We start from the raw sequence: 26,030 nt of genomic DNA on the forward strand, positions 1-26,030 counted from the left end.
AGTAAACGACGTCCCATAGCGAATACGACCAATGAACCCACAAAACGAATACCTCGAAATGTCCGTCCTGACAGCCCCGCCACACCGATTGCACCTGATCGTCGTGGAGGCAGCGTTGCGCTTCGCCCGTTTCGCCCAGGCCGCCCTCGAAATGGGCGACTACGAATCCCTCGGCGATGCCCTCTCGCGCTCAAGAGAAATGGTCTCCGAACTCCTCGCAGGCCTCAAAGACGATCAACAACCCGACATGATCAAAGACCTACGCGGCTTGTTCGTCTTCGTCTACCGCAACCTGATGGAAGCCGAGTTCTCACGCAACCCGACCCAGATCGAAAACGCCATCCTCATCCTCGAAAAACACCACCGCACCTGGTCCGACCTCATCGACGCCCTCGGCGACAAACCCCTCGAAACCCCCGAAGAACACAAATCCCTCGACTGGGTCATGTGATTGGCTTTCAAATTGCAAATCTTTATCCAAAAAGGGAATACGACGTTTTCTCGACAGAACATCCTTCCAGTTTTTTCAAATATCTTATTGATTGTTTTCAAATGAGCCATACAATGAACTCATGAAGGAACAATCGAAATCGACGAGAATCCGACAGTTTATTATCGATAACGTCGAGAAGCATTCGGCGGACATTACTAAATTCACCGCAAATCGATTTGGCCTGACGACTCAAGCAGTCCAACATCATCTCAAGAGTCTAGTTAGCGACGGAACCCTTCGACCCGAAGGGCGAACTCGAGCAAGGCGGTATTCACTTTGTGTCACCCATCAATTTTCAACTTCGTTCGAAATTGATGGTCTTCAAGAAGATGTACCTTGGCAGACACTTATCAAACCCAAACTTATAGGTGCTTCATCGGATCTCATCCAAACAATTAGCTATTGTTTCACTGAGATGCTCAATAATGCGATTGATCATTCTAATAGTCCAACGGTATTAATTTCCTATCAGCAAACTCCGGCTAATATCACAATAAATATTGACGATTTTGGCGTCGGCATTTTTCGAAAAATCATGACGGAGTTTCATCTTCCTGATGAAGTTGCTGCAATCTGCGAACTCGTTAAAGGCAAGCTGACGACCGACCCCACAAGACATTCCGGTGAAGGAATTTTCTTTACTTCCAGAATGTGCGATTATTTTTCACTGCTTTCAGGGTCCCTTTTCTTTATGCATACAGATGCTGGCGGAGACTGGCTGATAGAAGACGTCCAAAGCTTCACCCAGGGAACTCATGTAAAAATGGGGATTTCACTAAACTCGAAAAGAAAAGTGAATGATGTGTTTAATGAATTTGCAAGTCCAGAAAAGTTTGATCACTCTTTTGCTAAAACCAAAGTACCAGTCTCACTTCTTCAATATGGGAGCGAGAACCTGGTGTCACGCTCGCAGGCAAAGAGGCTTTTAAATCGCTTTGATCGCTTTCAAGAAGTCATCCTTGATTTCTCAGGGGTAGATTTTATTGGACAAGGCTTCGCAGACGAGATTTTTCGTGTCTACCGAAACAGCCACCCTAACGTCAAACTGATCCCCCTCAACACCACCCCAAACGTGCAAAGCATGATTGATCATGTTGAGCATTCATCCTCACCCTCGTCACCACAAAATCCATAATATTCCAGCCGTCCATCCCGTTTTTCACCAATGCTCCACCGGCCCATTCGGCACCTTCACCAGCGCCGTCGGAACCAAACTCTCTCGCTCCCCATGTCGTTGCTCAATCAGCTCGACAATCTGCTCAAACTCCTCGGGCGATTCAAATCGGCGCAGACGATCTTCCAGCTCTTCCGGAATCCCCAGCTTCGCTCCATACCACGCGGCAAACTTGCGAAACAAAAAGCAGCAGTCGTGCGGATGTAGTTCCACCATGAGCGCGAAGTGTCGACGCAAAAACCCGATTTGCTCTTCCTTCGTCGGCTGCGTCACTTCCTGGCCGTGCGTCATCTGCGCCAGCTTCCGAAAGATCCAGGGGTCCATCATCGCTCCCCGTCCAATCGCGACCGCATGACACCCCGTCACCTCGCGCATCCGCAGCGCATCCTCCGGCGTGAGCACATCCCCATTCCCAACCACAGGAATCGAAGAGACCGCATCAACGACCGCTGCAATCCCCTCCAGCGAAACCCGCCCATGAAACCCCTGTTCGCGCGTCCGCCCATGCACCGTCACCGCCGCGATGCCGACATCTTCAAACTGCCGAGCTAACTCCGGCGCGGTGATCGTCTCCCGATCCCAACCCAGACGCATCTTGATCGTGACCGGAACATTGACCGCATTGACGAGTGCCTCCGCCGTCACGCGAGCCCCGGCTACATCGCACATCAACCTCGCCCCACCCCCATTCCCATTGATCTTCGCCATCGGGCAACCCATGTTGAGATCAATCGCTTCATACCCATGATCGACCAGCCACTTGCAAGCCCGCACCATGTCCTTGATCTGACTGCCATAAATCTGCACCGTCAGCGGACGATCACAGTTGGCCGAGTCCTCGCCCCACGTCCTGACCAGTTCCAGCGACCGTCGATGCTCATGCGCCAAGTGAGTCGCCAGGACCAGATCCGTCGTCGCCAGCCCCATCCCCCCCTGCTCACGCATCACCGTCCGAAACGCCAGCTGCGTATACCCCGCCAACGGCGCAAGAAAATACCGCGACGCCAGCCGACGCCCCCCAATCACAATCTCCGCATCTTCCATCGAAATCAGTGACAAAATTCTCTCCCGTAGGGTCCGCTGTGCGGACCGTCAATCCGGCTCCAATTCTTACTGCACGTCCAATTTTATAACACCGTTCCACGGTCCGCCCAGCGGCCCCTACGCCAGAAGCCCCGCCTCTTCCAGCAACGCCCGCGTCTCAAACATCGGCAGCCCAATCACATTCGTCAGGCTTCCCTCGACACGTTCAATAAACACCCCCGCCGCCCCCTGAATCCCATATCCACCCGCTTTACCAAGCGACTCGCCCGTCGAAAGATACCACTCGACTAGCCCCTTCGAGTCCTCCCGAAACGAAACCTCCGTCCGGACGACCCTGCTTTTCATCTCAAGTCCAAGATCCAGAGTCACCGACGTCAACACAAGATGCGGGCGTTGAAAGTAATATCGCGTGAACCATTCCCGGACGACGGCTTTCCAGTCCCCCTCAGCCGGAGGTTGTCCAAGAACAACGAGACTCCCATCATCGGCCTGGGCCACGACGATCGTATCTGCTCCGAGGACTGCTCGCGAGTCGCCTGCCTGGGCGTTAGTCCGCACCTGAGCGATTTTCCCGCGCGCGATCTGGGTCATGCGAGCCTGAATACTCTCCAGATCATGACAATCCTCGAACCCCAGTTCCTCAGAGTTCGGGGGAGCAACGACTTCAAATCCGTCCACTCCCACCAGATGCGCCAGCAGTTCCCTGCGACGTGGCGACCGCGAAGCCAGGATCAAACCAGAATTCTCTTGCATCTCACCTTGATCCCAGACCAAACTGGTCAGACAACATTGTTGAGTCACCATCTCACGATGGGCCCGATTTTCCTGCGTAATCCTAACGTCCTGTCATCCGATATCTCCCGTGACAACTGACAAAAATTCCAAAGAATCCGACGCATCCATTGTCTTTTGTCTGTCCCAATTCGTCTAAGTGTTCATTATAATTTCATCATGCTGCGTTCGCAGTGAATCACATCCAAACATGGAACCGATTCGTTTCACTGGCAATTTCCCAACCCATATTCTCAGTGGCTCAAGTCGTTTCTCCTTATCTATTAACATGTTCCGGAACGTCGCCACATTTCGATGTGTTCGACGGTTGATTTCCTGTCGAGATTCAGCCAAAACCCATCGTGCAACATGAGTCGAGAGTGGTCTGACCACGACATGATCTGAGCGCCTTCAGGTCCTGTTCACAGATCGAGGTTTCCAGGTATGGGCAAACCAACGACAGGTGAAGAACTACTGGCGGTCCTCGAGTCCAGCCAGCTGGTTCACAAAAATCTGCTCGATACCCTGCGGACACAGCTGAAAAGCTTAGGACCAACCGCTCAGGATCCGCAAAAGCTCGCCCTCATCCTCATCAAGAATAAAGTCTGCACGACTTACCAGGTTCGCCAGCTCCTCGAAGGCCGCTTCAAAGGCTTTTACATCGGCAAGTACAAATTCCTCGAGCTCCTCGGAGCCGGCGGAATGGGGAAAGTTTATCTCGCCGAACAGATCACGATGCAGCGACTCGTCGCGATCAAGGTCGTCCGCCAGAACATTCCCAAGCACATGCAGAAAGAAGTCCTCGCCCGCTTCACACGAGAAGCCCGCGCCGTCGCAGGACTCCAGCACCACAACATCATCCGTGCCTACGATTTCGACCAGGAAAACGGCATCCCCTACTTCGTCATGGAGTATGTCGAAGGGATCGACGCCGCCAATCAGGTCATCAAGTTCGGCCCGATTCCGTATCAGCAGGCCGCTGATTACATGATGCAGGCCGCCAGCGCCCTCCAGCATGCTCACAAGAACGGCATGGTTCACCGCGATATCAAACCCGGTAACCTTCTCGTCGCGACATCCGGCGAAATCAAAGTTCTCGACCTTGGACTCGTCGCCTGCTTCGACGGGACGCAGAACCATTCTCTGACAGTCGCTGAGAACCAGCTCGGCACCATCGATTACATCGCTCCCGAGCAGGCCCTCGATTCCCATAAAGTCGACCCTCGTGCCGACATCTACAGCCTCGGTGCTACCTTCTACACCATCATCTCCGGCAAGGTCCTCTTCCCCGGCAAGACGACGGCTCAGAAGCTCCTTCTCAACCAGATGGAACCGCCGGTCCACATCAAGCAGCACGTCCCGGATATTCCCGACGAGCTCGCCGCCGCCATCCATAAAATGCTGGCCAAAAAGCCGGAAGACCGCTTCCAGAACTGCGAAGAAGTCATCCAGGCATTAACGCCCTATTCCTCGCGGATCGTTCCGCCCTACGATCCAACCGCGGTCAAATTCCGTATCAGCGAGATCGATGAATACCTCGGCCGCAGCCCGGAAGCTTCGCAGATCAATTTCAATCTGATCAACCAGGATACGCCCACAGCAGACGCCAAAATCAATTCGTCCAGCGACACGAAGAAACCAGTCTCCCCATCGGGCGTCACCAAAGACAGCGGCACTCAGTCCAGCCAGGCAGAAGATGAGTTCCTCAAGGCCATCAACGAAATGGCCGAGCTCGATCTCCCGTCGGTCCCTCGCAAGAAAGCCGCCGCTGCAGCCGCTCGCGGCGGGACTGCGACCATGGCTCCGCCGTCTGCAATCAACGCACGTTCGACCATCGGCTCCCGCTCTCGCGTGACAAATAAGAAGCCGATCAAAAAGAAGAGCAATGACTCCCAAACCGTCACTCTCGTCGCCGCGATTTCAACACTGATGATCGCGGTTCTGTTCATCGTCTTCTATTCCGTCTCGAGCCTGTTCGACAGGGATTCCCGCGAAGTTTCGCCATCACCGATGACGCAGCAGCAGCTCGATAAAAAGATTGATGAGTCGAAGAAGAATCAGCCCGCAGAAACCAAGCCAGCCTCGAATAACGTCGCGAAAAACGAGGAAAAGAAGCCGAACAACAATAAGAAGAACGAAGAGAAAAAACCAAAACCGGAAGGCGAAAAACCAAAGCCACCGGCAGACACCTCAGTCGCCAACAAAAAGCCTGACGAAAAGCCCCCCGGCGTCGATGTCGCGATGACTCCCGCGAATACGTCCAAGACAAACGAAAAGAAACCTGACGAGAAAAAGCCAGACAGTAAAGATGACAAGCCTGCAACACCGGCCTCTCCTGAAGAACGCTGGCTGGCCTACACCAAGCAGATGCAGGATGACGAAACCCTCGTCTGGCACAGCACATTTCTAAAAGGCAAAGATAACAAAGGAACAGCCGCTGACAATCAGGCGGGCAAATCCCCTATTGCCAAAGCCAAGCTCGCCTCGCGCAATATTCAGCCCGCTCCAGGCCGCTTTGAGAACAAAGAAGCTGTCGGCTTCCAGAACAAACTCGCCGACGAGTTTATTGGGGTTTCTCACGAGTTTCTGCAGCAGGTCGATTTCTCCAAAGGCGTGACGCTGGCCGTCTGGTTCCGCGCTGATCCAGAAAACAATGAAAGCTACGCCCTGATGAACCGCGGACGAACGTCCTGGCGCATTCACCGCATCAAGGGAAAAGGGGCTCTTCAATTCTCCACAGGACCAATCAATACCCGTAATCAGGTCGAGGTCGAAACAACCAGCGACTTCACCCCTGGCGACTGGCATCAGGTCGTCGGGACGATCCGTCCTGTCGCGGGCGAAGAGCAGGCTGTCCTGACGGTGTACCTGGATGGTCAGAAAGAATCCGCCAAGAAGGGCCCGCTACTGACTGCCGAAGTCCCGACTGGCCTCATGCTTGGGCAAGCTCAGGAAACAACAGGCTCACGCTTAGGCTTCCGCGGACTGATCGACGAATTCGCCATCTACAACCGCCCACTCTCCGACGACGAAGTCCGCCAGATGTACGAAGCCGGCAACCAGCAACCAACACCCGCAGGCGTCGCCGCCTCCAGCAACTAACGCGTCTTAGGCGAGCGGGGGGTGTCAACCCCCTGTCTTAAAAGCGTCATCAAGAAGCGATTTGCAACATCGGGCGGCTTCATCAACATCGAATGCAGCCCCGGGAGGGCGAGGCTCCGTCCGAGCCGCTTCTTTGAATTGCGAGACTTCCCCAGTGCACAAGACGAGATTGGCCCCGACCGCTTCTGCTCCCTGCACACCATTCAATGCCGACCTGCTGGCGTGACGTTGCAACTCGGGACAGCGGCTCGGACGGAGCCTCGCCCTCTCGGTGGACCTTGTCCAGATTTCCGACAGCTTCTAAAAATCTGGCGCTGAATGCTGGAGGTCGTTTAGACCGGCGGTTCACACCCCCCCCGCTCGCCTTTTCTCGTGCACACTGTCAATTACAACGGCAGGCTCACGGGCTGATTCTGTTCATGGCTCAGCCAGGCTGCTTCGGTGAATTCCATATAGCGGATCGCTGCAGTGAAGGTCGTGAATTTCACTTCGTTCTCGCCACGCACGGCTTGAACGAATTCTTCTTCCACACGCCAGCCACCCTTCTCATCTTCAGGCAGCTCGACGAGCTGGAGTTCCTTCTGGCCGATGTGACCGACAGAGACCCGCTCGGTCGGAGCCAGTTCCCACTTGATCGTCCCTTCGGTGCCGTAGAAGTGAACCTGCTGTCCCGGGCCGAAGAGGTTGACGCCGCTGATGTGATACAGGCCGCGGGCACCGTTTTCAAACTGGCTCACGATCTGAATGCTGTCAGGAAGGGTCACGTCAACGAGGGTCTGATTCTTATCCGCGGATGGGCGCCGAGGCTCGAACAGCTTCATCTGCGAGAACACGCGACTCGTACTTGGGCAGTGTCGATTGACAACTTCCTGCAGCATGCCCAGAGTCAGCACGTTGCGGCCACTCTTGGTTGCATCCTGACGCCAGTGCATTTCCTTCGAGTAATCCCAGAACATGTCGTCAGCACCGATGACGACGACTTCGCGTAATTCGCCGAGGAAGCCCTGAGCAATGATCTTGGAAACGAAGTCGTGATGGACCAGTCCCATCGGGCAGGGAACGACTTGAGTGATCAGATCAGGATGCTCATAAGCAAGGTTGAGCATCAGGCGGGCTTCGTCAAGATTGGACGCCATGCGGGCTTCACACAGGACGTGCTTATCGGCCCGAAGAGCAGCGCAGGTGATCTGGCTGTGCATGTTCGGCCAGGTGCCGATGACGATCGCGTCGATCTCTTTATCATCAACCAGCTGCTGCCACTCGTCATAGACCTTGGGAATGCCGAATTCCTGAGCGACTTGCTTGGACGAAGCCAGCGTCCGATTGCAGACGCCGACAATCTTCACATCGGGAATCGAGCGAAATCCCGGGATGTGTTTCAGCCGACAATTTCCGCCAGCTCCGACGATACCGATGCGTAACATGAGTGCAAAACCTGAGAAGCACGCGTTCGAACCGTCAACACGTCGTCAACCAGTGTCCGAAAGCAAACCATCAATTTATCGCGATTTGATGCGAGAGGACAGCCAGCCGCCCCCGTTTTCTCCCGCCGTGTGGAAATTGCTGCTATCGTATCAATTGGATCTAATCTGCATCAAAATCAATCTCGTCACCGCCCGCATAGAGCCAGCCGCGAAATTTCGCCTTCAGGTTGCCCAGGAAATCATAAAGTGAACCAGAAAAAGCACTTAAGTTGGCTCGGCCTAGTTTTCCTGCTGGTGTTCTTTCTGTACTTTTACACGCAGGAACTGCCAAACAACCGTCCATTGACCCGTATGGATCTGTGGGAAACCCTGCCTGACATCTATCTGGTCAAACTGATTTTGCCTTACTACGAGGCGAAACCGACCCCCAATGGCTGGTACTTTCTGCCGCAACGCTTTCCCATGATTGGAGTTGGGATTTTTTTACTCCTGGGAAGCTGGGCGATCGGACGACTGGCTCTGCGGGGCGTGAATCGCCTCCAGCCAACCCCGATGACGTTGACTCGATTGGAATCGGAAGTCATCTCCATCACCCTCGGCCTTTGCCTCTGGTCATTGATCACGCTGGGACTGGGGCTTGCGGGCATGTTGTCGCAAGTGCTGATGATCCTCTTGTTGATGTTGTCGATGGCAGCCGAGTTCGTGGTGCTGGGAGGCTGGAAGAACTTGATCCCTGCTTCATCGGGAAACGAAGAGATCATCTCGACTACGAAACTTGCCATCCTGCTGACGCTGGCTGCTTTTGTCGGCGTGACGTTCCTCGGGTCGTTGCTGCCTGAAGCGGATTTTGATGTGAAGGAATATCACATCCAGGGGCCCAAGGAGTTTTACCAGAACGGCGTCATCACGATGCTGCCTCATAATGTCTATACGTCCTTCCCGTTTCTGACAGAGATGCTGACGCTGTCGTCGATGGTGATCTATGGCGACTGGTACTGGGGGGCGCTAGCGGGCAAGTTCGTGCTCGCGAGTTTCTCGATCTGGACGGGACTGGCGGTCTTCGCGATCGCCAATCGCCTCTTCGGCAACTTCGCCGGCTGGATGGGCTTGCTCATTTACCTGACGGCCCCGTGGACCTATCGCATCTCGATCATCGCCTACACCGAAGGAGGATTGAGCTGCTATGTCGCGGCGACGCTGCTGATGGCGGTCGTCACGACGATGAACCGGTTCAAGGGGCTCGACTGCACGCGGGAAGCGCTGCTAACGGGATTGCTGGCGGGGGCTGCTGTCTCGTGTAAATATCCTGGCATGGTGCAGGTCGTGATCCCGATGGGGATGTGGATGCTGGTTGTGGCGCTCCTGTCTCATCTGTTCCCAACAGATTCGACAAGCCTGGAAGCTACTGACTCCAGCCCCCCCGAATCGGCAGCCATGCCAACGACGAACATCCGAAGCGGAGTCATGATCGTCACTGCTTACATTCTGGGGACATTGATCACCTTTGGTCCCTGGATGACAAAGAACCTCGTGGAAACCGGGAACCCGGTTTATCCACTGCTCTATAGTGTCTTCGGCGGGGTGGACTGGTCGCCCGAACTCGATCAGAAATGGAAGGACGCCCACTATCCCCACAGTCACACCGTCGGCTCGTTTCTGTTCTTTCTCAAAGACATCCCGTTCGTCAACGACTGGCAGAGCGTGCTGGTTTATGGGTTCGCGATGCTGACACTGCCGTTCGTGGTTCGTTCGGTCGCGACTCGCTGGATGTGGATCTACCTGGGCGTTTTGTTCCTGGCTTGGTGGGGACTGACGCACCGCCTGGACCGCTTCTGGGTGCCGATGCAGCCGATTGCGTGTGTGCTGGCAGGGGCGTCGTTTTCGTTCATGAGCCAGGGCGAGCGCTGGAGATACCTGCCGTTCATGATCGCGGGGCTGGTCTTCAATCTCGGATTCATCGCGAGCGGCCTGTCGGGCGACAATAGCTATCTTTTCGACCTGACAAAGATGCGTGAAAGCAGCGGCAAGCTGACGGCTCCGGAAGTCATGGCGGTCAACGAACTGACCAAGGGGAATGTGCTCTGCGTCGGCGAGGCGGAGGTTTTTGACGCGACGTTCCGCCCGATTTACAACACCGTTTTCGATCGCTCGATCTTTGAAGACTGGACCTCGCGCGAGGAGGACTCGACACTCCCCTCTGCGGACAAGCAGATGAAAGACACGGCCTCGATTCAGAAGATCTTCCACGACAACAAGATCGAGTTCATCCTGGTCAACTGGGCCGAGATCCTGCGCTACCGCACCAGCTACCGCTATACCGACTACGTGACCCCGAAACGCTTCGAGCATCTGGTGGCTGGCGGCGTCCTCAAGCCAGCACTTCCGGGATACCCCTTCTTCCGCCCGCTGGACTCGTTCAACCAGACCGAGCGTGAGGAGATTGCAAAATGGGCTCCCGAGCTGGTCGTCACGTATGACGGGAAACCGTATTTCATGACGGCGCAGATCTTTCCGGTAACAACTGCCCCCTGATTGGAAGCCAGAAGAAGGCTAACCACAGAGGCACGGAGGACACGGAGTTTTCAACTGAGACCATGCGAAGTTTCCTCTTCCTCCGTGCTCTCCGTGTCTCTGTGGTGAAATCTCTTTGCTCCTTCTGATGAAACATGATGACCGAAAAAGAATCGAAAATGACGTCGGCGACCAGTCTCATTTTTCCGGGAAAATGTCTCCAGAAGGAATTGTGCTAAAGCCTTTTGGGAAATCACTTTTCAAACATTCAAAGTTTCAGATTCGTTGTTGACAGCCGGTAGAAAAGATCGAAATACTAGTAGTGATAAACAATGTTGAATGTTGGAGGCCATCGTGATGTCGATGGCTGTGCCCGCCCCTTGTCCTTCCCTCCTGAAACGAACCTGCCTGCATGAATCGATGGATTCGAACGTTGATGCTCGCTGCGCTGCTCCTAAGTAGCTGCGCTTCCATTTCGCGCGCTGAGGAAGCCGCTCCTGCGGTTACATCGGAAGCGTTCAACCAGCTGCTCACGAAATACTGCGCGGACTGCCACAATGCGGATGACTCGGAAGGGAATCTGCGTGTCGATCAGTTCAAGTCGGTCGATGACATTTTCGCGGACCGGGCGACCTGGAAGAAGGTCCATAAACAACTCCGCTCAGGCGGGATGCCGCCAGCAGGAAGCGACCGGCCGGACGATGCGACACGCGATGCGGTTTCCGTCTGGCTGGATGCGCAGCTGAATACGATCGACTTTTCCAAGCCGATTGATCCGGGGCACGTGACTGTCCGTCGGCTCAATCGCAGCGAGTATGACAACACGATTCGTGATTTGTTTGGGATGTCGTTGCAACTGTCGTTTCAGTTCCCAGCCGATGATGCAGGGTATGGGTTTGATAACATTGGCGATGTGCTGACGATTTCGCCGTTGCATCTGGATACCTATCTGGATGCTGCGGAGTCGGTCACGCGTGAACTGCGACGCCTCGAAGGTAACAATCACAACTACGGCTACTACCATCTCGACATCGGCTATGACGGCGCGCGTCAGCGGGTCGGCGACCGGTATTCGCTGGTCGCGACGGGAACGGTCGGGTTTATTGATTCCAACATACCGCTGCCCGGGGAATACACGATCGGCGCGAAGGTAGAAGTTCGCCCGTCGTTCGCTGAGACGAAGCTTGATCGCTTTCGTCGTGGCGAACGACCACGGGTCGCCGAACGCAGAGATCCTCCGGCTGATGAAAACGCAGAGATCGAGCGTCTGAATGGTCGGACGAAAGCAAAAATCTTCTGGAATGGCGAAGAGATCGCTGCCCAGGTGCTGGAAGCCGATTCCGATCCTGGCAAGGTGAAGACGTATCACATTGAAGCGCGGGTGAACGTGAAGCCGGGCAAGCATGATTTGCGGTTCGCGCATGTTCTGGGGCATGAGTTCGATGAGTTTCGAGAGGACACAGGGTATCTCCTGAGTCGGGAAGCACATCAGGTCGGGCTGGTGACGATGTATGTGCGACGCGAAAAAGGGATCGCGGAAGAGACGATGCCGCCTGCGGCGCTTGCGTATCTGAAAGCAACCCGCCGATCTGATGAGCCTGCAAAGTCACGCGTCGAGACCTATCTGAAAGACGCCCTCCCCCGCGCGTTTCGACGGGATGTCAGCGAGGAAGAACTGGCTCGATGGAATGGATTTGGAGAGTCTCTTATTGAGAGCGGGATGGAGACGCCTGCGGTTATCGATCGTCTGACGCAAGCGATGCTGGTATCGCCGGAGTTTTTGTTTCGTAAGGAACTGCTGACGGATCGCGCGAGCGATGATGCGATCCAGCCACTCGATTCGTGGGCGATGGCGAGTCGGCTGTCGTACTTTTTGTGGAACAGCATGCCCGATGATGAACTGCTGGCGCTGGCTCGCGAGGGGAAGTTGACGGATGAGGAAGTCATTCGTGACCAGACCCAGCGGATGTTGAAAGATCCGAAGTCGCAGGCGTTTATCGATTCATTTTTCGGACAGTGGCTGGGACTGCGGAGGCTCGATGGGGTTCAGGTCGATTCCAGGACGTTTCCCAAATTCAGCTCAAAGATGAAGATCCAGATGAAGCAGGAGACGGAGCAATTCGTCACCTCGATTGTGCGGGAAGACCGCAGCCTGCAGGACCTGTTGACGGCCAAATACACCTTCATCAATGACGAACTGGCACGTCTGTACGGGATCGATAATGTCGAAGGGGGCCTTTATAAGCGGGTCGATCTGTCGAATGTCCCACGCAGTGGATTGCTCACGCATGCGAGCATTTTGACGTTATCGAGTTATCCGACCCGCACCTCGCCGCCGAAGCGCGGGAGCTGGGTGTTGGAGAATATCCTTGGAGATAAGCCGCCCGATCCACCGCCTGGGGTGAGTGCGCTCGATTCGACGCAGGAGAGCAATCCGAATCTTTCGTTGCGTCAGCAGTTGGAATTGCACCGGACGGATCAGACGTGTGCGTCGTGTCACCGCGTCATGGATTCGATCGGGTTTGGTCTTGAGAACTACAACGCGATCGGCGAGTGGCGTGTCGATGATCAGGGGAAAGCAATCGATCCAAGCGGGACGCTGCCGGGAGGCGAGGCGTTTTCCAATTCGATGGAGCTGCTCGAGATTTTGAGTGGTCGCGAAGAAGAGTTCGCCAAGTGCATGACCGAAAAAATGCTCACGTACGGACTCGGACGTGGGATGGAATATTATGATCGAGTGGCGGTCGAAGAGATCGTCAGCCGATTAAAAATAGACAAGTACAAGTTTTCGACGCTGGTGGAGCAGATCGTGTTGTCACGGCCGTTTCGATTACAGCGTCGGGATCCGGGGATGACGGAAGTGACAGATACTTCGAGATAAGAAGCTGCCTGTTGCGTAAGTTGTTATTTGAAACCGTACACTTGCCTATCGCGATCCCTCATCCGACCTCGCGGTATTTAGATGCGAACCAGAGGTTCGACTCGGCCACCTTCTCCCCGGGGGAGAAGGGACATTCCTGAGGAACAGAATTATGAAACAGAAGTTTGACTGGACTCACAAAAGCCTTTCTCGTCGCACTGTCCTTAAGGGTGTGGGGGTGACGTTGGGGTTGCCGTTTTTGGAGGCGATGTGGCCGGCGGCGAAGGTGATGGCGGGGGATGCTGCGATGGCTTCAAAGGTGTTTCCGACGCGGCTGGCGTGGGTTTATTTTCCGAACGGGGTCGTGCAGGATAACTGGGCTCCGACGGGGTCGGGGCGTGAGTTTTCGTTGAACGACACGACGTCGGCCCTCGAGAGTGTGCGCGATGATGTGACGTTGATCACGAACTTGCGTGTCGATAAAGCGTTTGCCAACGGGGATGGGGCGGGCGATCATGCGCGTTGCGGTGCGGTTTATTTGACGCAGTCGCAGCCGAAGAAGACGGGCGGGAAGGATGTCTATCTGGGGACGTCGGTCGATCAGATCGCGGCGCGGGCTGTCGGTGGGCAGACGCGGCTGGCGTCTCTCGAACTGGGGACCGAGCGTGGCGAAGAATCGGGACAATGTGACTCGGGGTACAGCTGCGTTTACATCAACAATATCTCGTGGCGTTCGCCGACGCAGCCGATGCCGAAAGAGACTGATCCACGTCGGGCGTTTGAGCGGCTGTTCGGCGGTGCGGCGAATGATCCGCAGACGGCGCGACGCCTTGAATCCAGGCAGTCGATTCTCGACTTTGTTTCGGGAAGTGCGTCTTCGTTGAAGTCACAGCTGGGGTCCAGTGACCGGGCAAAGATGGACGAATACTTTCAGAGCGTGCGCGATGTCGAGCAGAGGATTGAACGATTCTCGACCATGCCCGCGATCGATGTGCCGGCTGAGTATCTGCCTCCTGAAGATCCGGGATCGCATGAGAACCGCCTGCGTTTGATGTACGACCTCGTCGCGATTGCGTTTCAAACCGATGCGACGCGCATTGCGACCTACATGCTGGCGAACGCACAGACGAACCGGGTGTATCGCAACCTCGGGGTCTCGGAAGGTCACCACCAGCTGACTCACAGCACGAACCGCGAAGAAGAGATTCGCAAGATCGACCGCTTCCTGCTGGCCGAGTTTGTGCGATTCGTCGAGAAGATGAAGTCGATTCCCGAAGGAGATGGAACGCTGCTGGATCACAGCATCATCTGCTACGGCAGCGGGATGGATGACGGGCGCAAGCACGGGCATGCGAACGTGCCGTGCGTGGTGGCGGGCAAAGGAAACGGGGCGGTTACGAACGGCGTTGTGTTGAAGGCGGCGAACGAGACGCCGATGGCGAATCTGTTCCTGTCGATGCTGAATGCGACGGGGGCCAACGTGGATCGGTTTGGGGACAGCACGGGGATGCTGGCAGGGCTCAAGAGTTAGGAATGAAGACAGAGGGGTGAAGGATCTGTCGGAAAGGGACAACGTGCCATGCTTGCGGCTTTGAGCAAGCATGTTCTGGACGCTCCAACGTCAAACGAAGCAGCATGCTCACCCAAAGCTGTGAGCATGGCACGACTCTTGTGACTTCGCTGGCTGAAATGGCGTTTGTATCAGCCGCCCTGCTTTGATGCGAGTTCTTTGAGTTCGACTTTGAGTTCCTCATCGGACTTCAGATGCCCGGCTGCCTGGGCGCGTTTGTGTTCTTGTTCAAAGCGTTCCAGGACCCCTTCCACGTTGCGGAAGTTGGATTCGCTCATGCGGTCGGTGAACATGACTCCTTCGATATGGTCATACTCGTGCTGAACGGCGCGGGCGGCCAGTTCGTCGAGTTCGACTTCGAAGTTTTCGCCCTGAAGGTTAAACGCGTCGACGATGATTTTCGAAGAGCGTGTGACCGGGCCGTAAAGATCGGGAATTGACAGACAGCCTTCTTCGTCTTCATCGGTGGCGGGGGAGCGCTTAACGATCTCCGGGTTGAGGAAGACCATCTCCTCTTCTTTCTTGGTCGCGTCGCCAGTCAGATTGATGACGAACAATCGCCAGGGAAGGCCGACCTGGTTGGCGGCGAGCCCGATACCTTTGGCTTCGTACATCAGACTGAACATCTCTTCGACGGTACGTTTGAGGTTGGCGTCGATCTTGGTGACGGGGACCGACTTTGTGCGGAGAGCGGGGTGAGGATACAAGACGATGTTCATAAAGGGTTTGGAATCGACGAGACCGCGCCGCACGGGAGTTGGGAAAATCGAAAGTTCAGGGTGGAGAGATTATAGGTGGGAGGGATTATAAGGGACAGGAAAAACCAGCGTCGAGTCTTCTGAAAGACTTGAAGGGTGTTTAGCTAACAAACGATGTCCAGATTGTCCGGTTGGGAGAGACAGCTTGGTGGAAAATGTCGTCCGGACCACAGAAGATTCTCGCAAGTGGACGGCGTCGGGACTAAGATGGCGATCCGCCATTATCGTTTCAAGTTGTGCATATTACCCAGCTTCCGACTCCGGGTCCTGCCTTATCACTTCTGGCCATCATGATGATATCGCTGTCTAAACTTGGCTTTCTGCTTGTCAACGTCTGGTTGGTTTTTCATCTGTTTTGCATCGTCGCGGGGCCGATTTCGATTTACCCGTCTTCGGAACTTCAGCAACGCAGCTCGGTGGTCGCGGTGCCGTACCTGCAGCTGCTCTATATGAACCATGGCTGGAAATACTTTTCCCCGCAGCCTGGCGGTGCGAATCTTCTGTCGTTTGATATGACATTTCCGAACGGCGAGCAGCAGACGCTGCGGTTTCCCACCAGCGAGATCGAGCCGAGACTTCTCTATCACCGTTATTTCATGATGTCTGAATTCCTGGGCAATGGTCCGACGGAAGCGGAGCCGATCTGGGCACGATCGTTTGCCCGAAAACTATGTCTGCAGAATGGGGCTCAGGACGTCGTCGTCACGAAGATTTTTCATGACCTGCCTTCGCGGATCGAATTTCTGGCGGGACGTTCGCTGGATGATCGATCGCTGTTCCATGAAGACGTGGTGGGGGAATTCCATCGCGATCAGTTTGTGGAGGAGCGTCTATGAAACGCGGTCCTCTGGCGGGAATTTCCGGCTGGTTTCAAACCCTGTTTACCAACTGGGAACAATTCTGGTTTCAGCCTTGTTCCTGCGAGCATCTGGCGGTCATGCGCTGGCTTGTGGGTGGGATGCTGATTTACACACATTTTGTGTGGGGACTGCAGCTCGAAGAGTTTTTCGGGTCGACGGGCTGGATGTCTCAAGCGGCGTTGTCTTCGCTGACGGAAGACTCGACGGCGGTGTCGCTGTGGTCTTTCGTCGCCGATGACCAGCTGCGGATGGCTCATACAATCTGCCTGGTGATTCTGGTTGCCTACATGATTGGGCTGGCCACTCCTGTGACGAGTGTCCTGGCGTTTGCGATCACGATCTCCAATTCAAACCGCGCGCTGATTGCCAACTACGGACTCGATCAGATCCTCGCCTTACAGACACTTTACCTGGCGATCGGCGGATGTGGCGGTGCATACTCCGTCGATCAGGTGCTGCGACGTCTGTGGAGAAACGAGTCTGCCTTCCATGCTCCTCGAAAGACATCTCGGGCCCGTCTGGGAACTCGTCTGATTCAGGTGCATTATGCAGTCATCTATTTTGCAGCTGGTTGTTCCAAGATGCTCGGCGAAGCCTGGTGGAACGGCGAGGCGATGTGGATGGCGATTGCGAACGCGGAATACCAGTCGATCGATATGACCTGGCTGGCGAACTATCCGTGGATTTTGGAGTTTGCGACGCATTTGACGATCCTGTTTGAAATCAGCTTTCTCTTCCTCATCTGGAATCAGTGGTTCCGCCCTCTGTATCTGCTGCTCGGGATCGGGATGCACCTGGGGATCGCGTTGTGCATGGGGATGCCGACGTTTGGGATCGCGATGATCTATGGCTATCTCGCGTTTGTGCGTCCGCAGAAGATCCGTCAGATCGAGCGATTCTTCGTGCGACTGGTCAGCCCGAGTTCTGCACGCTATGAGTTCACCGGCGGCTCGGATGTTTATAAAGCCGCGACACATCGTCTTCTTCTGTTGGAACTGGAGCAGACGGGCAAGCATGTCGCGATGACCATCGACATCAATCGACTGCGACGTCTCGGTTTTGACGTTCAGAAAGCGACTTCGGTCGTCGAGTTTGAAGCCAAACTGATGGACGGTGCCTATGCCTCTTCACTGGTTTCGCTGGAGTTGCTTCCTCGTCACGAAGCAGCCCAGGTCCTGACAATGATCGAGCGATTATCAGTTCACCGAGTCGCATGTGTGATGCTGGTGAAGGTCAGTCAAATCGACCTGCTGGATAAGCTGATGCTCTCGCCGACGGTGCGTGTGCTCGTGATTCCGTATCAGCAGAACGATCTTCATGAGCAGATCAGCTGGTCCATGCATCACGCCGAGCAGCCATTGAATCATCTGCTGGATAGTGACCCGGGCGGGTTCATGATGCCTGTTCCGAAGGAGTGAGAGAAACTAACCACGGATGGACACGAAGACACACGGATGAAGAAAAAACCATTTGAACCGCAGATTCACGCCGATCAAAAAAAGTCATGACTCCGTAATGTTCTCGATCCTCTCTTATCTGTGTTCATCCGTGGTTCACTTCTTCTCCTGGTTTTGAGCCCTTTGCAGCGATAATTTAATGACTGAAGAAATGGATCGTTTTCACATGCGCGGGCTGGCTGGTTGTGTCTTACTGCTGTGTAGTTTCGTTGTTGGCTGTACGGACCAGAGGGCTCTGCCGGAGGTCCTCGTCGAGAAGGCTTATATTCACGAAGAACGTGGCGAGTACGACGAAGCGATCGCGATCATGACGCAGGTGATCGAGAAAGATCCTAAAAATCCAGTTCTCTATTATGATCGCGGCGTTTTTCATGAAGCCGCCAAGCACGTCGACGAAGCGATCGCTGATTACAGCAGATCTCTTGAGATCGATCCCGAGCGATTCCAGGCTCGCAATAATCGCGCGGTGTTGCTGCTCAATCAGAAGAAGTACGACGAAGCCAAAGAAGACCTTGATCAGCTGATTGAGTCGCAGCCTCAAGTTTCGGTTGGCTACTTCAATCGGGGCAAGCTGCTGCTCGCTCAGGGAGAGGCAGTGAAGGCTCTAGATGATTTCAACCTGGCGATCGAACGGGACAATCGGGTCGGGGCGGCGTATTACTTTCGCGCTCAGGCGAAAGACAAACTGGGGGATATCCTGGGCGCCTTTGAAGACGCCACGATCGCGAGTTTTCTCGACGCAAAGCTCGACGGGCTGAGTGATCTCAAAACACGGCTTGCGACACAGCTGAAGAAGTAAGTGCTGCGAATATGCCGGTGTGCCACGGCTGTGTCAGCCGTGCATTGCGCAATGAGCGTCCATCTACACGGCCGACACGGCCGTGGCACACCCACAACGGATGAGGAATTACTGGCCGGAGTGGGCGCGGATGGTGGCTTGACGGATCTGGTAGCGGCTTTCCTGGTGGAGGATATACAGGTAACCCAGCAGCGAGCCGGCGATCCCCAGTGACGCGGTCATGATGCGTCCTTCAATCGAAACGGGGACAATGCTCAGCCATTCGAGCGCCGCGTAGTAGCGGAAGATGCTGATGCCGAAGATGACGCCGACGGCAGCGAACCAGAAGCAATGATAGAGGAGCGGGACTTCCGAGGGTCTAAGAGGGATGATCCATTGACGCCAGGTCAGGTGGGCACCGCCGGTCGCGGACTTCAGGAACTCGACGGGCGTCTGCGGGTCGGACACGACGATGCTTTGCACCAGCAGCGGGTAATGCTGCAGGAAAGAGACCCAGACAATGACGAACATCGAGACGAACAGAACCTGAGTAATGAAGATGTAAACGTAAACCGACTCGATCGCGCAGCCTGCATCGAGAAGGCGTCGCAGGTAAATGTTGCCTTCATCTTCGAGCATCGGACTCATCATGAGAGTACAGCCGAGGTCCATCATCGCGGCGAGGATGATGAAGGCTGAGCCCCAGATCGCGGGGCGGTAGGGAATCGGAGTGCCGCCGCGGTCGCCAAGTTTTAAGATGCGGACCATGACCGGGATCGTCATGACAGGAAAGATGCAGGCCGTCACGACAGCATGTTCCGGCAGCCAGCCCATGAACTGACAGATGATATCGGCAGCCAGTCCGACCAGAAGCACGCAGCACCACGTCAAGACGGAGAAAAGCTCTCGATCGAACACGCGGGAAGCGACCAGATCGACCGGTCCGTTGGGAAGAAGATTGCGCCAGGCTCCACTCGGAGAGGTATCGGGCGTCAGGCTGAGCTGAGCGTTTGACATCGAGATGTTTCCTACTGACTGGCCCGTACGGTCCGAGATGAGGGCGACGTGGATCGGAGAACGCCCGCTCCGAGGTGGTCATCAGGATCAGAAGAAGGGAATGGAATGTTCGAGGCTGGAAGAACGGCCAGTCGTCGAACAGACCATCGTTTATTCTAGTGCTCCTTGGGGCCAGGGAAAGAAAATTTTCTCGAAGTTGGGTGGGGAAATGATAATGTGGCCAGTCTCGTTATGACGCGTGAACACAACTGACAAGGATGATGAGACTCTCGGCAGCCCCCTTGGGGAATCGAACGACTCCTCTGGCGGTAACTCTTGGAATCCATTAAGGTAATGATCGTTCACCCCTCATTTTTCCTCACGATTTGATACCGAACGCATGAAGACCATTGCGCGCTGCCTGATCCTGCTAGTCCTGGTTTTAGGAACCATCCGAGCCGTCAGCCATGCGCAACAAAATGCTCCCCAACGAGCCGATGAAGCCGGGGCTGTGACGCCGGAAAATGCCGCGGGCGAAGAGGATGCGAGCAAGAAAAAGCAGGTCATCCCGACGAACGTCGCGGAGATGGTTTACGCGCTCGACTTCTTCGCGATTCCGTTCATTCTCGCGACGATTGTCGCTGTCTGGTTCAGCACGGAACGTCTGGTCATCCTCAGAAAAGGTCGAGTGATTCCCAAGCCCTTTGTCGAGCGGTTTCTGGCTCACCTGTCCGAAGGTGAACTCGAACCTCAGGAAGCTTTGGACCTGTGTGTCGAGAATGGCAGCCCGGTCGCGATGATCTTCGCCCATGGCGTTCGTAAGTGGGGAAAACCATCTGTCGAGGTCGAACAGGCGATCATCGATGGTGGCGAACGTCAGATCAGTATGTTGAGAACACACTTGCGAATCATCAACGGGATTGGAACCGTCTGTCCTCTCATCGGCCTGCTCGGAACGGTCTGGGGGATGATTGTCTCGTTCAATGGGATGGCTGGTGGTGCGATGGCGGATTCGCCGGAACTCCTGGCTGCGGGGATTGGGCTGGCGTTGTTGACGACAGCCGTCGGTCTGGTGATCGCGATTCCCTGCGTCATCATGTACCTGTATCTGAACACGAGAATCGACCGCCTGGTTCTCGAAATGGACGACCTCGGCCAGCAACTCGTCCACGCCATCTCTGCGGAAGCCCTCCAAGGCCTCGCCCCGCAAACGCCGACGACTCGCGGGAAGAAGTAACAATAAGACAGGAACGCCGAGCACGCGGCGGGGAGGCGAGGTCACGGAGAAAACCTTTGCCAGCCTTTGCCGAATTCATAGACACAGTGATTGAGACGGTGAGACTGTTGAGCCTCAGAAAGTCATCGCTTCCTGCTCAACTCTGTGACCTCTGCAATCCAACTTTGTCCGGAGAAAGATTGAGCATGAACCACGGATGGAAACGAACCGATGAGGATTTTCGCAGCGGCACTTTGTTCCGCATGATGACGCCTGTTTTTGCAATCCTTCTGATCCTGCAATCGGGCCAGACAGCCCTGCGAGCTCAACAGGTTCCCTTCCAGGTTCCGACTCCTCCTCAAGTCGATGCCACGGCGCAAGTTCATGTCCGTCCGCGTCTATCGATCACAGAACACGATGTCCGACCGCATGTGATGTATCTGGCGTCTCCGGAACTGCAGGGACGGGGGAAGAACGGCCGACCTTTGGCGTCGACCTATATCCATCAAAGCTTCGTCCAGTCGGGCCTAAAGCCGCTGTTTCCAAATGGCCAGTACTTCCAGCCAATCCCGGGAGCACCGGATCTCAAAGGCGAGCGAACCGTTCAAGGGCACAACGTCGCAGGAATATTGCCGGGGTCCGATCCTCTTCTCACCAATGAAGTCATCATCATCTCGGCTCACTACGATCACCTTGGAATCAACAAGGACGAGTACTTCCCCGGCGCCGATGACAATGCCTCCGGAGTCGCGATGCTGCTGGAAGTTGCCAAACAGCTGTCTCAACGCAAACTGGCTCGCAGTGTGATCTTCGTCGCATTTGATCTGGAAGAACGTGGGTTGATTGGATCGCGCTGGTTTCTGGCCCATCCCCCCTGCCCTCGTGAAGCGATCAAGTATTTCATGACAGCCGACATGATCGGCCGGTCGCTGGGTGGTCTCGACCTGCCGGTTGTGTTTATCGTCGGCAGCGAACGATCGCCGGAAGTCCGTCCGATGCTCTCGGATCTGCAGATTGATGAGACGCTGGAATATGCCCTCATGGGGGTCGACCTGATTGGCACACGCAGCGACTATGGGGCCTTTCGCGATGCCGATATTCCGTTTCTGTTCTTCTCCACCGGCGAACATCCCGACTATCACACCAGACACGATACACCGGATAAAATCGAATACGGCAAGCTCGCGTCGATCTCCGAGATGATGGGAGAATTAGTCATCAGCCTGGCCAATGCGCCGGTCGTCCCGACATGGACCGACAAACCACAGACCGGCATGGAAGAGGTCGACCTGCTGCTGCGTGTCACCAACGAACTGGTCAAACCCGAGCGCGCCAGTCAACTCGGCGCGACCCAGAAGTTCTTCGTCAGCCAGGCGCATAACTATGCACTGGGGATCAAGAAACGCGGTCACATCAAAGACGATGAACGTCGCTTTCTCATTCGTTCGGCTCAGATGTTGATGTTTACGGTGTTTTAGGCGAGCGGGGAGTGTTAACTCCCTGTCCCCTGTGCTAACTGATTCCATAGCGAGTTGAATACTACAAGATGGCGGATGTTGTGCTGAGCCTGACTTCGTATTCAACGAGTGAGTTCGATTGAATTTCCCGCAACACAGGGAGCTGACGCTCCCCGCTCGCCTTACCGAGGCAAAACGTGCGGCGTCGGCTGATCATGTTGCTTGATCACTTCGCCATAAAACTCGGGACGTCGGTCGCCGAAGCGGTGGAGTTCGCTTTGGCCGGCGATGCGGACGACGTGTTTATTGCGGGCACGAGCAGGGTCGATGTCGGCGTAGAGGATCGTTTCGCTGATGCCGTCCCCTTCTGCGAGGAACTTGCCCGACGGATCGCAGATCAGGGAATGCCCCAGGAACTGGCAGTCCCGCTCCAAGCCGACGCGTCCAGAGGCGAGATAATAGACGCCGTTTTCCATGGCACGTGTCGGGGCGGCTTTCTCGGGCATGATCTTGGCGTGTGGCGGCCAGTTGGTCGGCAGGACGATCAGATCGGCTCCCAGCAGGGCGAGTGTACGGGCCAGTTCGGGGAAGGCGAGGTCGTAGCAGATGTTGATGCCGAGACGAAGGCCGCGGGCTTCGACGACCCTCGGCTGGCGGTCCCCAGGAGTGGTCCAGCGGTCGACGCCGATGTAGGGGAGGTGGATTTTGCGATAGGCGTATTCGAGGCCGTCGGGGCCGATGAGGAGGGCGGTGTTGAAGATGGAAATTGGTAATTGGCGGTATTGCGTTCCGTCGCAATCGGTGCGACGAGGCGTAATTGGCCGATCCGGGGAGCGAGAGTTGGCGCGTTCGAGGATGCCTAAAATGATGTGGACTTCGAGATCTTTGGCGAGGGTGGTGACTCGTCGGGTAATTTCGCCGTTGGGGTCCTGGGCGTATGGGAGGGCTTCTTCGAGGGTGTCGAAGCAGTAGCCGGAGAGGGAGGCTTCCGGGAAGACGATGATCTTCGCGCCATTAGCGGCGGCTTCGCGAGTGAAGGCGAACATCTTCTCCAGGTTGCCTTCGATGTCACCTAAGCGAATATCAATCTGGCAGGCGGCGCATTTGATCATGTCGGATAATCCGGTTGAGATTTGGAGAATCTTGCCACAGAGGACACAGAGATCACCGAGAAGGAGAGGAACCACGGATGAACACGGATGCACACAGATAAAATGAGGAAGCCGAGAAGACCAGAATCATAAGGTCTTTCAGAGAAACGATTTATCCGTGTCTATTCGTGTTCATCCGAGGTTGGATTCTGGTGTTGAATAGTGGTCATGAATGGGAAAAATGATCATAGCGGTCTGATGGCTGATGAGAAGGAGAATAGGGGCAATTGCAGAAGCAGCAACAGGTTACATTGAGTTTTAAATCAGTGGTTGGCGGAAGAACCTGCAGCCGGTTTGTCTTGTCTTCCTGGCGGGATGATTTATAGTGTGAGAAAGCCGCCGCTGTAGCTCAGCTGGCAGAGCAATGCTTTCGTAAAGCATGGGTCGGGGGTTCAAATCCCTTCAGCGGCTCTTATAATGCACACGCCCCGTCGGTGGTCCTGAGTTCCAGGCGGCCTCGGGGCGTTTTTTTATTCCTGCTCTTTGTTTTCCCGGAAAGCGATTGCCGTGAACGCTGATGTCGCGACCACGACCAGCCTGCCTGCTGCTCCATCCGTCAATTCTCGCGTGTCTGCGAAGTACGGACCGGATGAGATTCTGAATATCTCCTGCTACAAGTTCGCAGCTCTCGATAACCTGCCGGCGCGGAAAGCCCGTCTGCTGAAGCTATGCCAGACACTGCGTTTGAAGGGGACGATTCTGCTAAGCCCAGAAGGGATCAACTTCTTCGTCGCGGGACTGCGCCATGCCGTCGAAGCCCTGATCAGCGAACTGCGGGCCGAGCCGGCGCTTGCGGATATTATGCCGAAGGAAAGCTTCAGCGATCACCAGCCATTCAGCAAGATGCTGATCAAGATCAAGAAAGAAATCATTGCGTTTGGGGTCGACGGGATCGCGCCCCATGAATACACGTCGCGCAAGATCAAGCCGGTCGATTTGAAGCAGTGGCTGGACGAAGGCAAACCAGTCACGCTACTCGATACGCGCAATGATTACGAATACGACCTGGGGACCTTCACGAACGCCAAGACCCTGCCGATTCGTCACTTCCGCACGTTTCCGGAAGCTGTCCGCAACCTGCCTGGGGAATTGAAGGACCAGCCGATTGTGATGTTCTGCACGGGGGGGATTCGCTGCGAAAAAGCGGGCCCGTTCATGGAGAAGGAAGGCTTCAAGAACGTCTATCAGCTCGATGGCGGGATCCTGAAGTACTTCGAAGAAGTCGGCGGCGACCACTACGACGGAGAGTGTTTCGTGTTTGATAAACGGGTCGCGGTTGACCCGAAGCTGCAAGAGACGACGACGACTCAATGCTACGCCTGCCTGATGCCGTTGACGGAGGAAGAGCAGGCTTCGTCGCTGTACTCACCGGGGGAGTCTTGTCCTCACTGTTATGAAAAGAAGCATCCGAAGATTGCGCCGGAGGAACTGCTCAGGAAGCATCAGCAGCAATTGCGCGATCGGGTTCGACCGCTGCCGGGGAGTCAGCCGTATGTGAATCATCGGCCGGTCAATGTCTCGCAGACGTATGATGGTTTGAACGTCCTCGACTTCGTCTCGGCTCGTCATCCGCAGATTCGTCGTGATGAGTGGCAGACGATTATTCAGCAGGGAAACCTGTTGCTGCGTGGTGCGGCTGCGACGCTGGACCAGACCGTGCGGGCGGGCGATCGGCTGATTCGCATTATGCCGGAACTGGCTGAACCCGATGTGAATCCGGACATCGAGTTGATCTACGAAGATCCACATGTCCTCGTCGTTAACAAGCCGGCTCCGCTGCCGGTGCATTCGTGCGGGCGGTTCCACAAGAATACGCTGGTCCATCTGCTGAAGCTGGTGTATGTCGCCGATACGCTGCGACCAGCTCACCGTCTCGATGCGAATACCTCGGGGGTGATGATCCTGACCCGGGACCGTGTCGCTGCGGCGTTTGTTCAAACACAGTTCGAGCGTGGCGAAGTGGAGAAGACCTATCTGGCGCGGGTGCAGGGAACGCCAACCAGCGACGAGTTCACCGTCGACGCAGCGATCAGTGCGGAGCCAAGTCCGGGTGGGTTGCGCGTGGTGGATGAGAATGGATTGCCATCGCGAACCGACTTCACCGTCGTCAAACGATTTGATGATGGGACGACGTTAATCGAGTGTCGCCCGCTGACCGGTCGGACGAATCAGATCCGTGTCCACCTATGGCATCTGGGGCTGCCAATCGTAGGCGATCCCTCGTACCTGCCGGGGGGACAGATGGCGGAAACGCAGACGCTGGATGTGAACTCGCCGCCGATGTGTCTACATGCGTGGAAACTGAAGCTGCAGATGACCGCAGGGGATGACGCGAAAACCTGGGTGACGTCACTGCCGGGTTGGGCATAAGTAGGGTCCGCTGTGCGGACCGTTTATCGACTTTCATA

The 26,030-nt window shown here is 55.4% G+C and carries 19 protein-coding genes and 1 tRNA gene; 14 read left to right on the forward strand and 6 right to left on the reverse strand.

The window, feature by feature from the left end; all coding sequences use genetic code 11:
- Window positions 1–31 precede the first annotated feature (31 nt).
- Both SH248x_RS15525 and SH248x_RS15530 read left to right on the forward strand, forming a co-directional pair.
- Complete coding sequence (locus SH248x_RS15525; protein ID WP_459555210.1) at window positions 32–451, forward strand: flagellar export chaperone FliS; 420 nt, start codon at window positions 32–34, stop codon at window positions 449–451.
- Window positions 452–572: 121 nt separating this feature from the next.
- Window positions 573–1,628 carry an STAS-like domain-containing protein gene (locus SH248x_RS15530; protein ID WP_459555211.1) on the forward strand — a complete coding sequence of 352 codons (1,056 nt, stop codon included), beginning with the start codon at window positions 573–575 and terminating at the stop codon, window positions 1,626–1,628.
- A gap of 24 nt (window positions 1,629–1,652) precedes the next feature.
- Here the strand turns inward: SH248x_RS15530 and SH248x_RS15535 are convergent, their stop codons facing one another.
- Both SH248x_RS15535 and SH248x_RS15540 read right to left on the reverse strand, forming a co-directional pair.
- Window positions 1,653–2,726, reverse strand: coding sequence for a tRNA dihydrouridine synthase (locus SH248x_RS15535; protein ID WP_459555212.1), 1,074 nt, complete (start codon window positions 2,724–2,726; stop codon window positions 1,653–1,655).
- Between the two features lie 102 nt (window positions 2,727–2,828).
- On the reverse strand, window positions 2,829–3,464 hold the full coding sequence (locus SH248x_RS15540) for a Maf family protein (protein ID WP_459555213.1): 636 nt from the start codon (window positions 3,462–3,464) through the stop codon (window positions 2,829–2,831).
- A gap of 462 nt (window positions 3,465–3,926) precedes the next feature.
- On the opposite strand from SH248x_RS15540, the gene SH248x_RS15545 reads away from it, so the two are divergent.
- On the forward strand, window positions 3,927–6,584 hold the full coding sequence (locus SH248x_RS15545) for a protein kinase domain-containing protein (RefSeq protein ID WP_459555214.1): 2,658 nt from the start codon (window positions 3,927–3,929) through the stop codon (window positions 6,582–6,584).
- 386 nt (window positions 6,585–6,970) lie between these two features.
- Here SH248x_RS15545 and SH248x_RS15550 read toward each other — a convergent pair whose 3' ends face one another.
- Complete coding sequence (locus tag SH248x_RS15550) at window positions 6,971–8,008, reverse strand: Gfo/Idh/MocA family protein (protein ID WP_459555215.1); 1,038 nt, start codon at window positions 8,006–8,008, stop codon at window positions 6,971–6,973.
- Here SH248x_RS15550 and SH248x_RS15555 point away from each other — a divergent pair.
- From SH248x_RS15555 to SH248x_RS15570, 4 genes are all read left to right on the forward strand, one after another.
- On the forward strand, window positions 8,007–8,258 hold the full coding sequence (locus tag SH248x_RS15555) for a hypothetical protein (RefSeq protein WP_459555216.1): 252 nt from the start codon (window positions 8,007–8,009) through the stop codon (window positions 8,256–8,258). The genes SH248x_RS15550 and SH248x_RS15555 overlap by 2 nt on opposite strands.
- Complete coding sequence (locus SH248x_RS15560) at window positions 8,255–10,540, forward strand: ArnT family glycosyltransferase (RefSeq protein ID WP_459555217.1); 2,286 nt, start codon at window positions 8,255–8,257, stop codon at window positions 10,538–10,540. Before SH248x_RS15555 ends, SH248x_RS15560 begins: the two co-directional genes overlap by 4 nt.
- Before the next feature lie 391 nt (window positions 10,541–10,931).
- The gene (locus SH248x_RS15565; RefSeq protein ID WP_459555218.1) at window positions 10,932–13,400 is read left to right on the forward strand and encodes a DUF1592 domain-containing protein; all 2,469 of its coding nucleotides are present in this window, start codon (window positions 10,932–10,934) and stop codon (window positions 13,398–13,400) included.
- A gap of 151 nt (window positions 13,401–13,551) precedes the next feature.
- The gene (locus SH248x_RS15570) at window positions 13,552–14,910 is read left to right on the forward strand and encodes a DUF1552 domain-containing protein (RefSeq protein ID WP_459555219.1); all 1,359 of its coding nucleotides are present in this window, start codon (window positions 13,552–13,554) and stop codon (window positions 14,908–14,910) included.
- A 170-nt stretch (window positions 14,911–15,080) separates the two neighbouring features.
- On the opposite strand, the gene def is transcribed toward SH248x_RS15570, so the two are convergent.
- Complete coding sequence (gene def, locus SH248x_RS15575; RefSeq protein WP_459555220.1) at window positions 15,081–15,668, reverse strand: peptide deformylase; 588 nt, start codon at window positions 15,666–15,668, stop codon at window positions 15,081–15,083.
- 329 nt (window positions 15,669–15,997) lie between these two features.
- On the opposite strand from def, the gene SH248x_RS15580 reads away from it, so the two are divergent.
- The 3 genes from SH248x_RS15580 (at window position 15,998) to SH248x_RS15590 (ending at window position 18,823) form a co-directional block, all read left to right on the forward strand.
- Window positions 15,998–16,543, forward strand: coding sequence for a hypothetical protein (locus SH248x_RS15580; protein WP_459555221.1), 546 nt, complete (start codon window positions 15,998–16,000; stop codon window positions 16,541–16,543).
- Entirely contained in the window at window positions 16,540–17,985 is a 1,446-nt protein-coding gene (locus SH248x_RS15585) for a hypothetical protein (RefSeq protein ID WP_459555222.1), read from the forward strand. Before SH248x_RS15580 ends, SH248x_RS15585 begins: the two co-directional genes overlap by 4 nt.
- Before the next feature lie 190 nt (window positions 17,986–18,175).
- Window positions 18,176–18,823 (forward strand): tetratricopeptide repeat protein, encoded by a 648-nt coding sequence (locus tag SH248x_RS15590; protein ID WP_459555223.1) that lies wholly within the window; start codon window positions 18,176–18,178, stop codon window positions 18,821–18,823.
- Window positions 18,824–18,931: 108 nt separating this feature from the next.
- Here SH248x_RS15590 and SH248x_RS15595 read toward each other — a convergent pair whose 3' ends face one another.
- A complete protein-coding gene (locus SH248x_RS15595) occupies window positions 18,932–19,819 on the reverse strand; it encodes a hypothetical protein (protein ID WP_459555224.1) in 888 nt (295 codons plus the stop codon).
- A 379-nt stretch (window positions 19,820–20,198) separates the two neighbouring features.
- Between SH248x_RS15595 and SH248x_RS15600 the strand changes: the two genes are divergently transcribed.
- Together SH248x_RS15600 and SH248x_RS15605 are read left to right on the forward strand one after the other, a co-directional pair.
- Complete coding sequence (locus SH248x_RS15600; RefSeq protein WP_459555225.1) at window positions 20,199–21,035, forward strand: MotA/TolQ/ExbB proton channel family protein; 837 nt, start codon at window positions 20,199–20,201, stop codon at window positions 21,033–21,035.
- A 185-nt stretch (window positions 21,036–21,220) separates the two neighbouring features.
- Entirely contained in the window at window positions 21,221–22,492 is a 1,272-nt protein-coding gene (locus tag SH248x_RS15605; protein ID WP_459555226.1) for a M28 family metallopeptidase, read from the forward strand.
- A gap of 161 nt (window positions 22,493–22,653) precedes the next feature.
- Here SH248x_RS15605 and SH248x_RS15610 read toward each other — a convergent pair whose 3' ends face one another.
- Window positions 22,654–23,583 carry a carbon-nitrogen hydrolase family protein gene (locus SH248x_RS15610; RefSeq protein WP_459555227.1) on the reverse strand — a complete coding sequence of 310 codons (930 nt, stop codon included), beginning with the start codon at window positions 23,581–23,583 and terminating at the stop codon, window positions 22,654–22,656.
- Between the two features lie 377 nt (window positions 23,584–23,960).
- Here SH248x_RS15610 and SH248x_RS15615 point away from each other — a divergent pair.
- Window positions 23,961–24,033 (forward strand) — tRNA-Thr (locus SH248x_RS15615).
- A gap of 96 nt (window positions 24,034–24,129) precedes the next feature.
- Window positions 24,130–25,992 carry a sulfurtransferase gene (locus SH248x_RS15620; protein ID WP_459555228.1) on the forward strand — a complete coding sequence of 621 codons (1,863 nt, stop codon included), beginning with the start codon at window positions 24,130–24,132 and terminating at the stop codon, window positions 25,990–25,992.
- Window positions 25,993–26,030 lie beyond the last annotated feature (38 nt).

It is taken from the genome of Lacunimicrobium album (assembly GCF_052161635.1).
Classification (GTDB): domain Bacteria; phylum Planctomycetota; class Planctomycetia; order Planctomycetales; family Planctomycetaceae; genus SXPC01.

Excerpts from the sequence above, each read along its gene's own strand:
- SH248x_RS15530 (WP_459555211.1), top strand. The coding sequence starts at position 573 with ATGAAGGAACAATCGAAATCGACGAGAATCCGACAGTTTATTATCGAT.
- SH248x_RS15585 (WP_459555222.1), top strand. The coding sequence starts at position 16,540 with ATGAAACGCGGTCCTCTGGCGGGAATTTCCGGCTGGTTTCAAACCCTG.
- SH248x_RS15590 (WP_459555223.1), top strand. The coding sequence starts at position 18,176 with ATGGATCGTTTTCACATGCGCGGGCTGGCTGGTTGTGTCTTACTGCTG.
- SH248x_RS15565 (WP_459555218.1), top strand. The coding sequence starts at position 10,932 with ATGAATCGATGGATTCGAACGTTGATGCTCGCTGCGCTGCTCCTAAGT.
- SH248x_RS15540 (WP_459555213.1), bottom strand. The coding sequence starts at position 3,464 with ATGCAAGAGAATTCTGGTTTGATCCTGGCTTCGCGGTCGCCACGTCGC.
- def (WP_459555220.1), bottom strand. The coding sequence starts at position 15,668 with ATGAACATCGTCTTGTATCCTCACCCCGCTCTCCGCACAAAGTCGGTC.
- SH248x_RS15605 (WP_459555226.1), top strand. The coding sequence starts at position 21,221 with ATGAACCACGGATGGAAACGAACCGATGAGGATTTTCGCAGCGGCACT.
- SH248x_RS15525 (WP_459555210.1), top strand. The coding sequence starts at position 32 with ATGAACCCACAAAACGAATACCTCGAAATGTCCGTCCTGACAGCCCCG.
- SH248x_RS15600 (WP_459555225.1), top strand. The coding sequence starts at position 20,199 with ATGAAGACCATTGCGCGCTGCCTGATCCTGCTAGTCCTGGTTTTAGGA.
- SH248x_RS15580 (WP_459555221.1), top strand. The coding sequence starts at position 15,998 with ATGATGATATCGCTGTCTAAACTTGGCTTTCTGCTTGTCAACGTCTGG.
- SH248x_RS15610 (WP_459555227.1), bottom strand. The coding sequence starts at position 23,583 with ATGATCAAATGCGCCGCCTGCCAGATTGATATTCGCTTAGGTGACATC.
- SH248x_RS15555 (WP_459555216.1), top strand. The coding sequence starts at position 8,007 with ATGAGTGCAAAACCTGAGAAGCACGCGTTCGAACCGTCAACACGTCGT.
- SH248x_RS15570 (WP_459555219.1), top strand. The coding sequence starts at position 13,552 with ATGAAACAGAAGTTTGACTGGACTCACAAAAGCCTTTCTCGTCGCACT.
- SH248x_RS15550 (WP_459555215.1), bottom strand. The coding sequence starts at position 8,008 with ATGTTACGCATCGGTATCGTCGGAGCTGGCGGAAATTGTCGGCTGAAA.
- SH248x_RS15595 (WP_459555224.1), bottom strand. The coding sequence starts at position 19,819 with ATGTCAAACGCTCAGCTCAGCCTGACGCCCGATACCTCTCCGAGTGGA.
- SH248x_RS15545 (WP_459555214.1), top strand. The coding sequence starts at position 3,927 with ATGGGCAAACCAACGACAGGTGAAGAACTACTGGCGGTCCTCGAGTCC.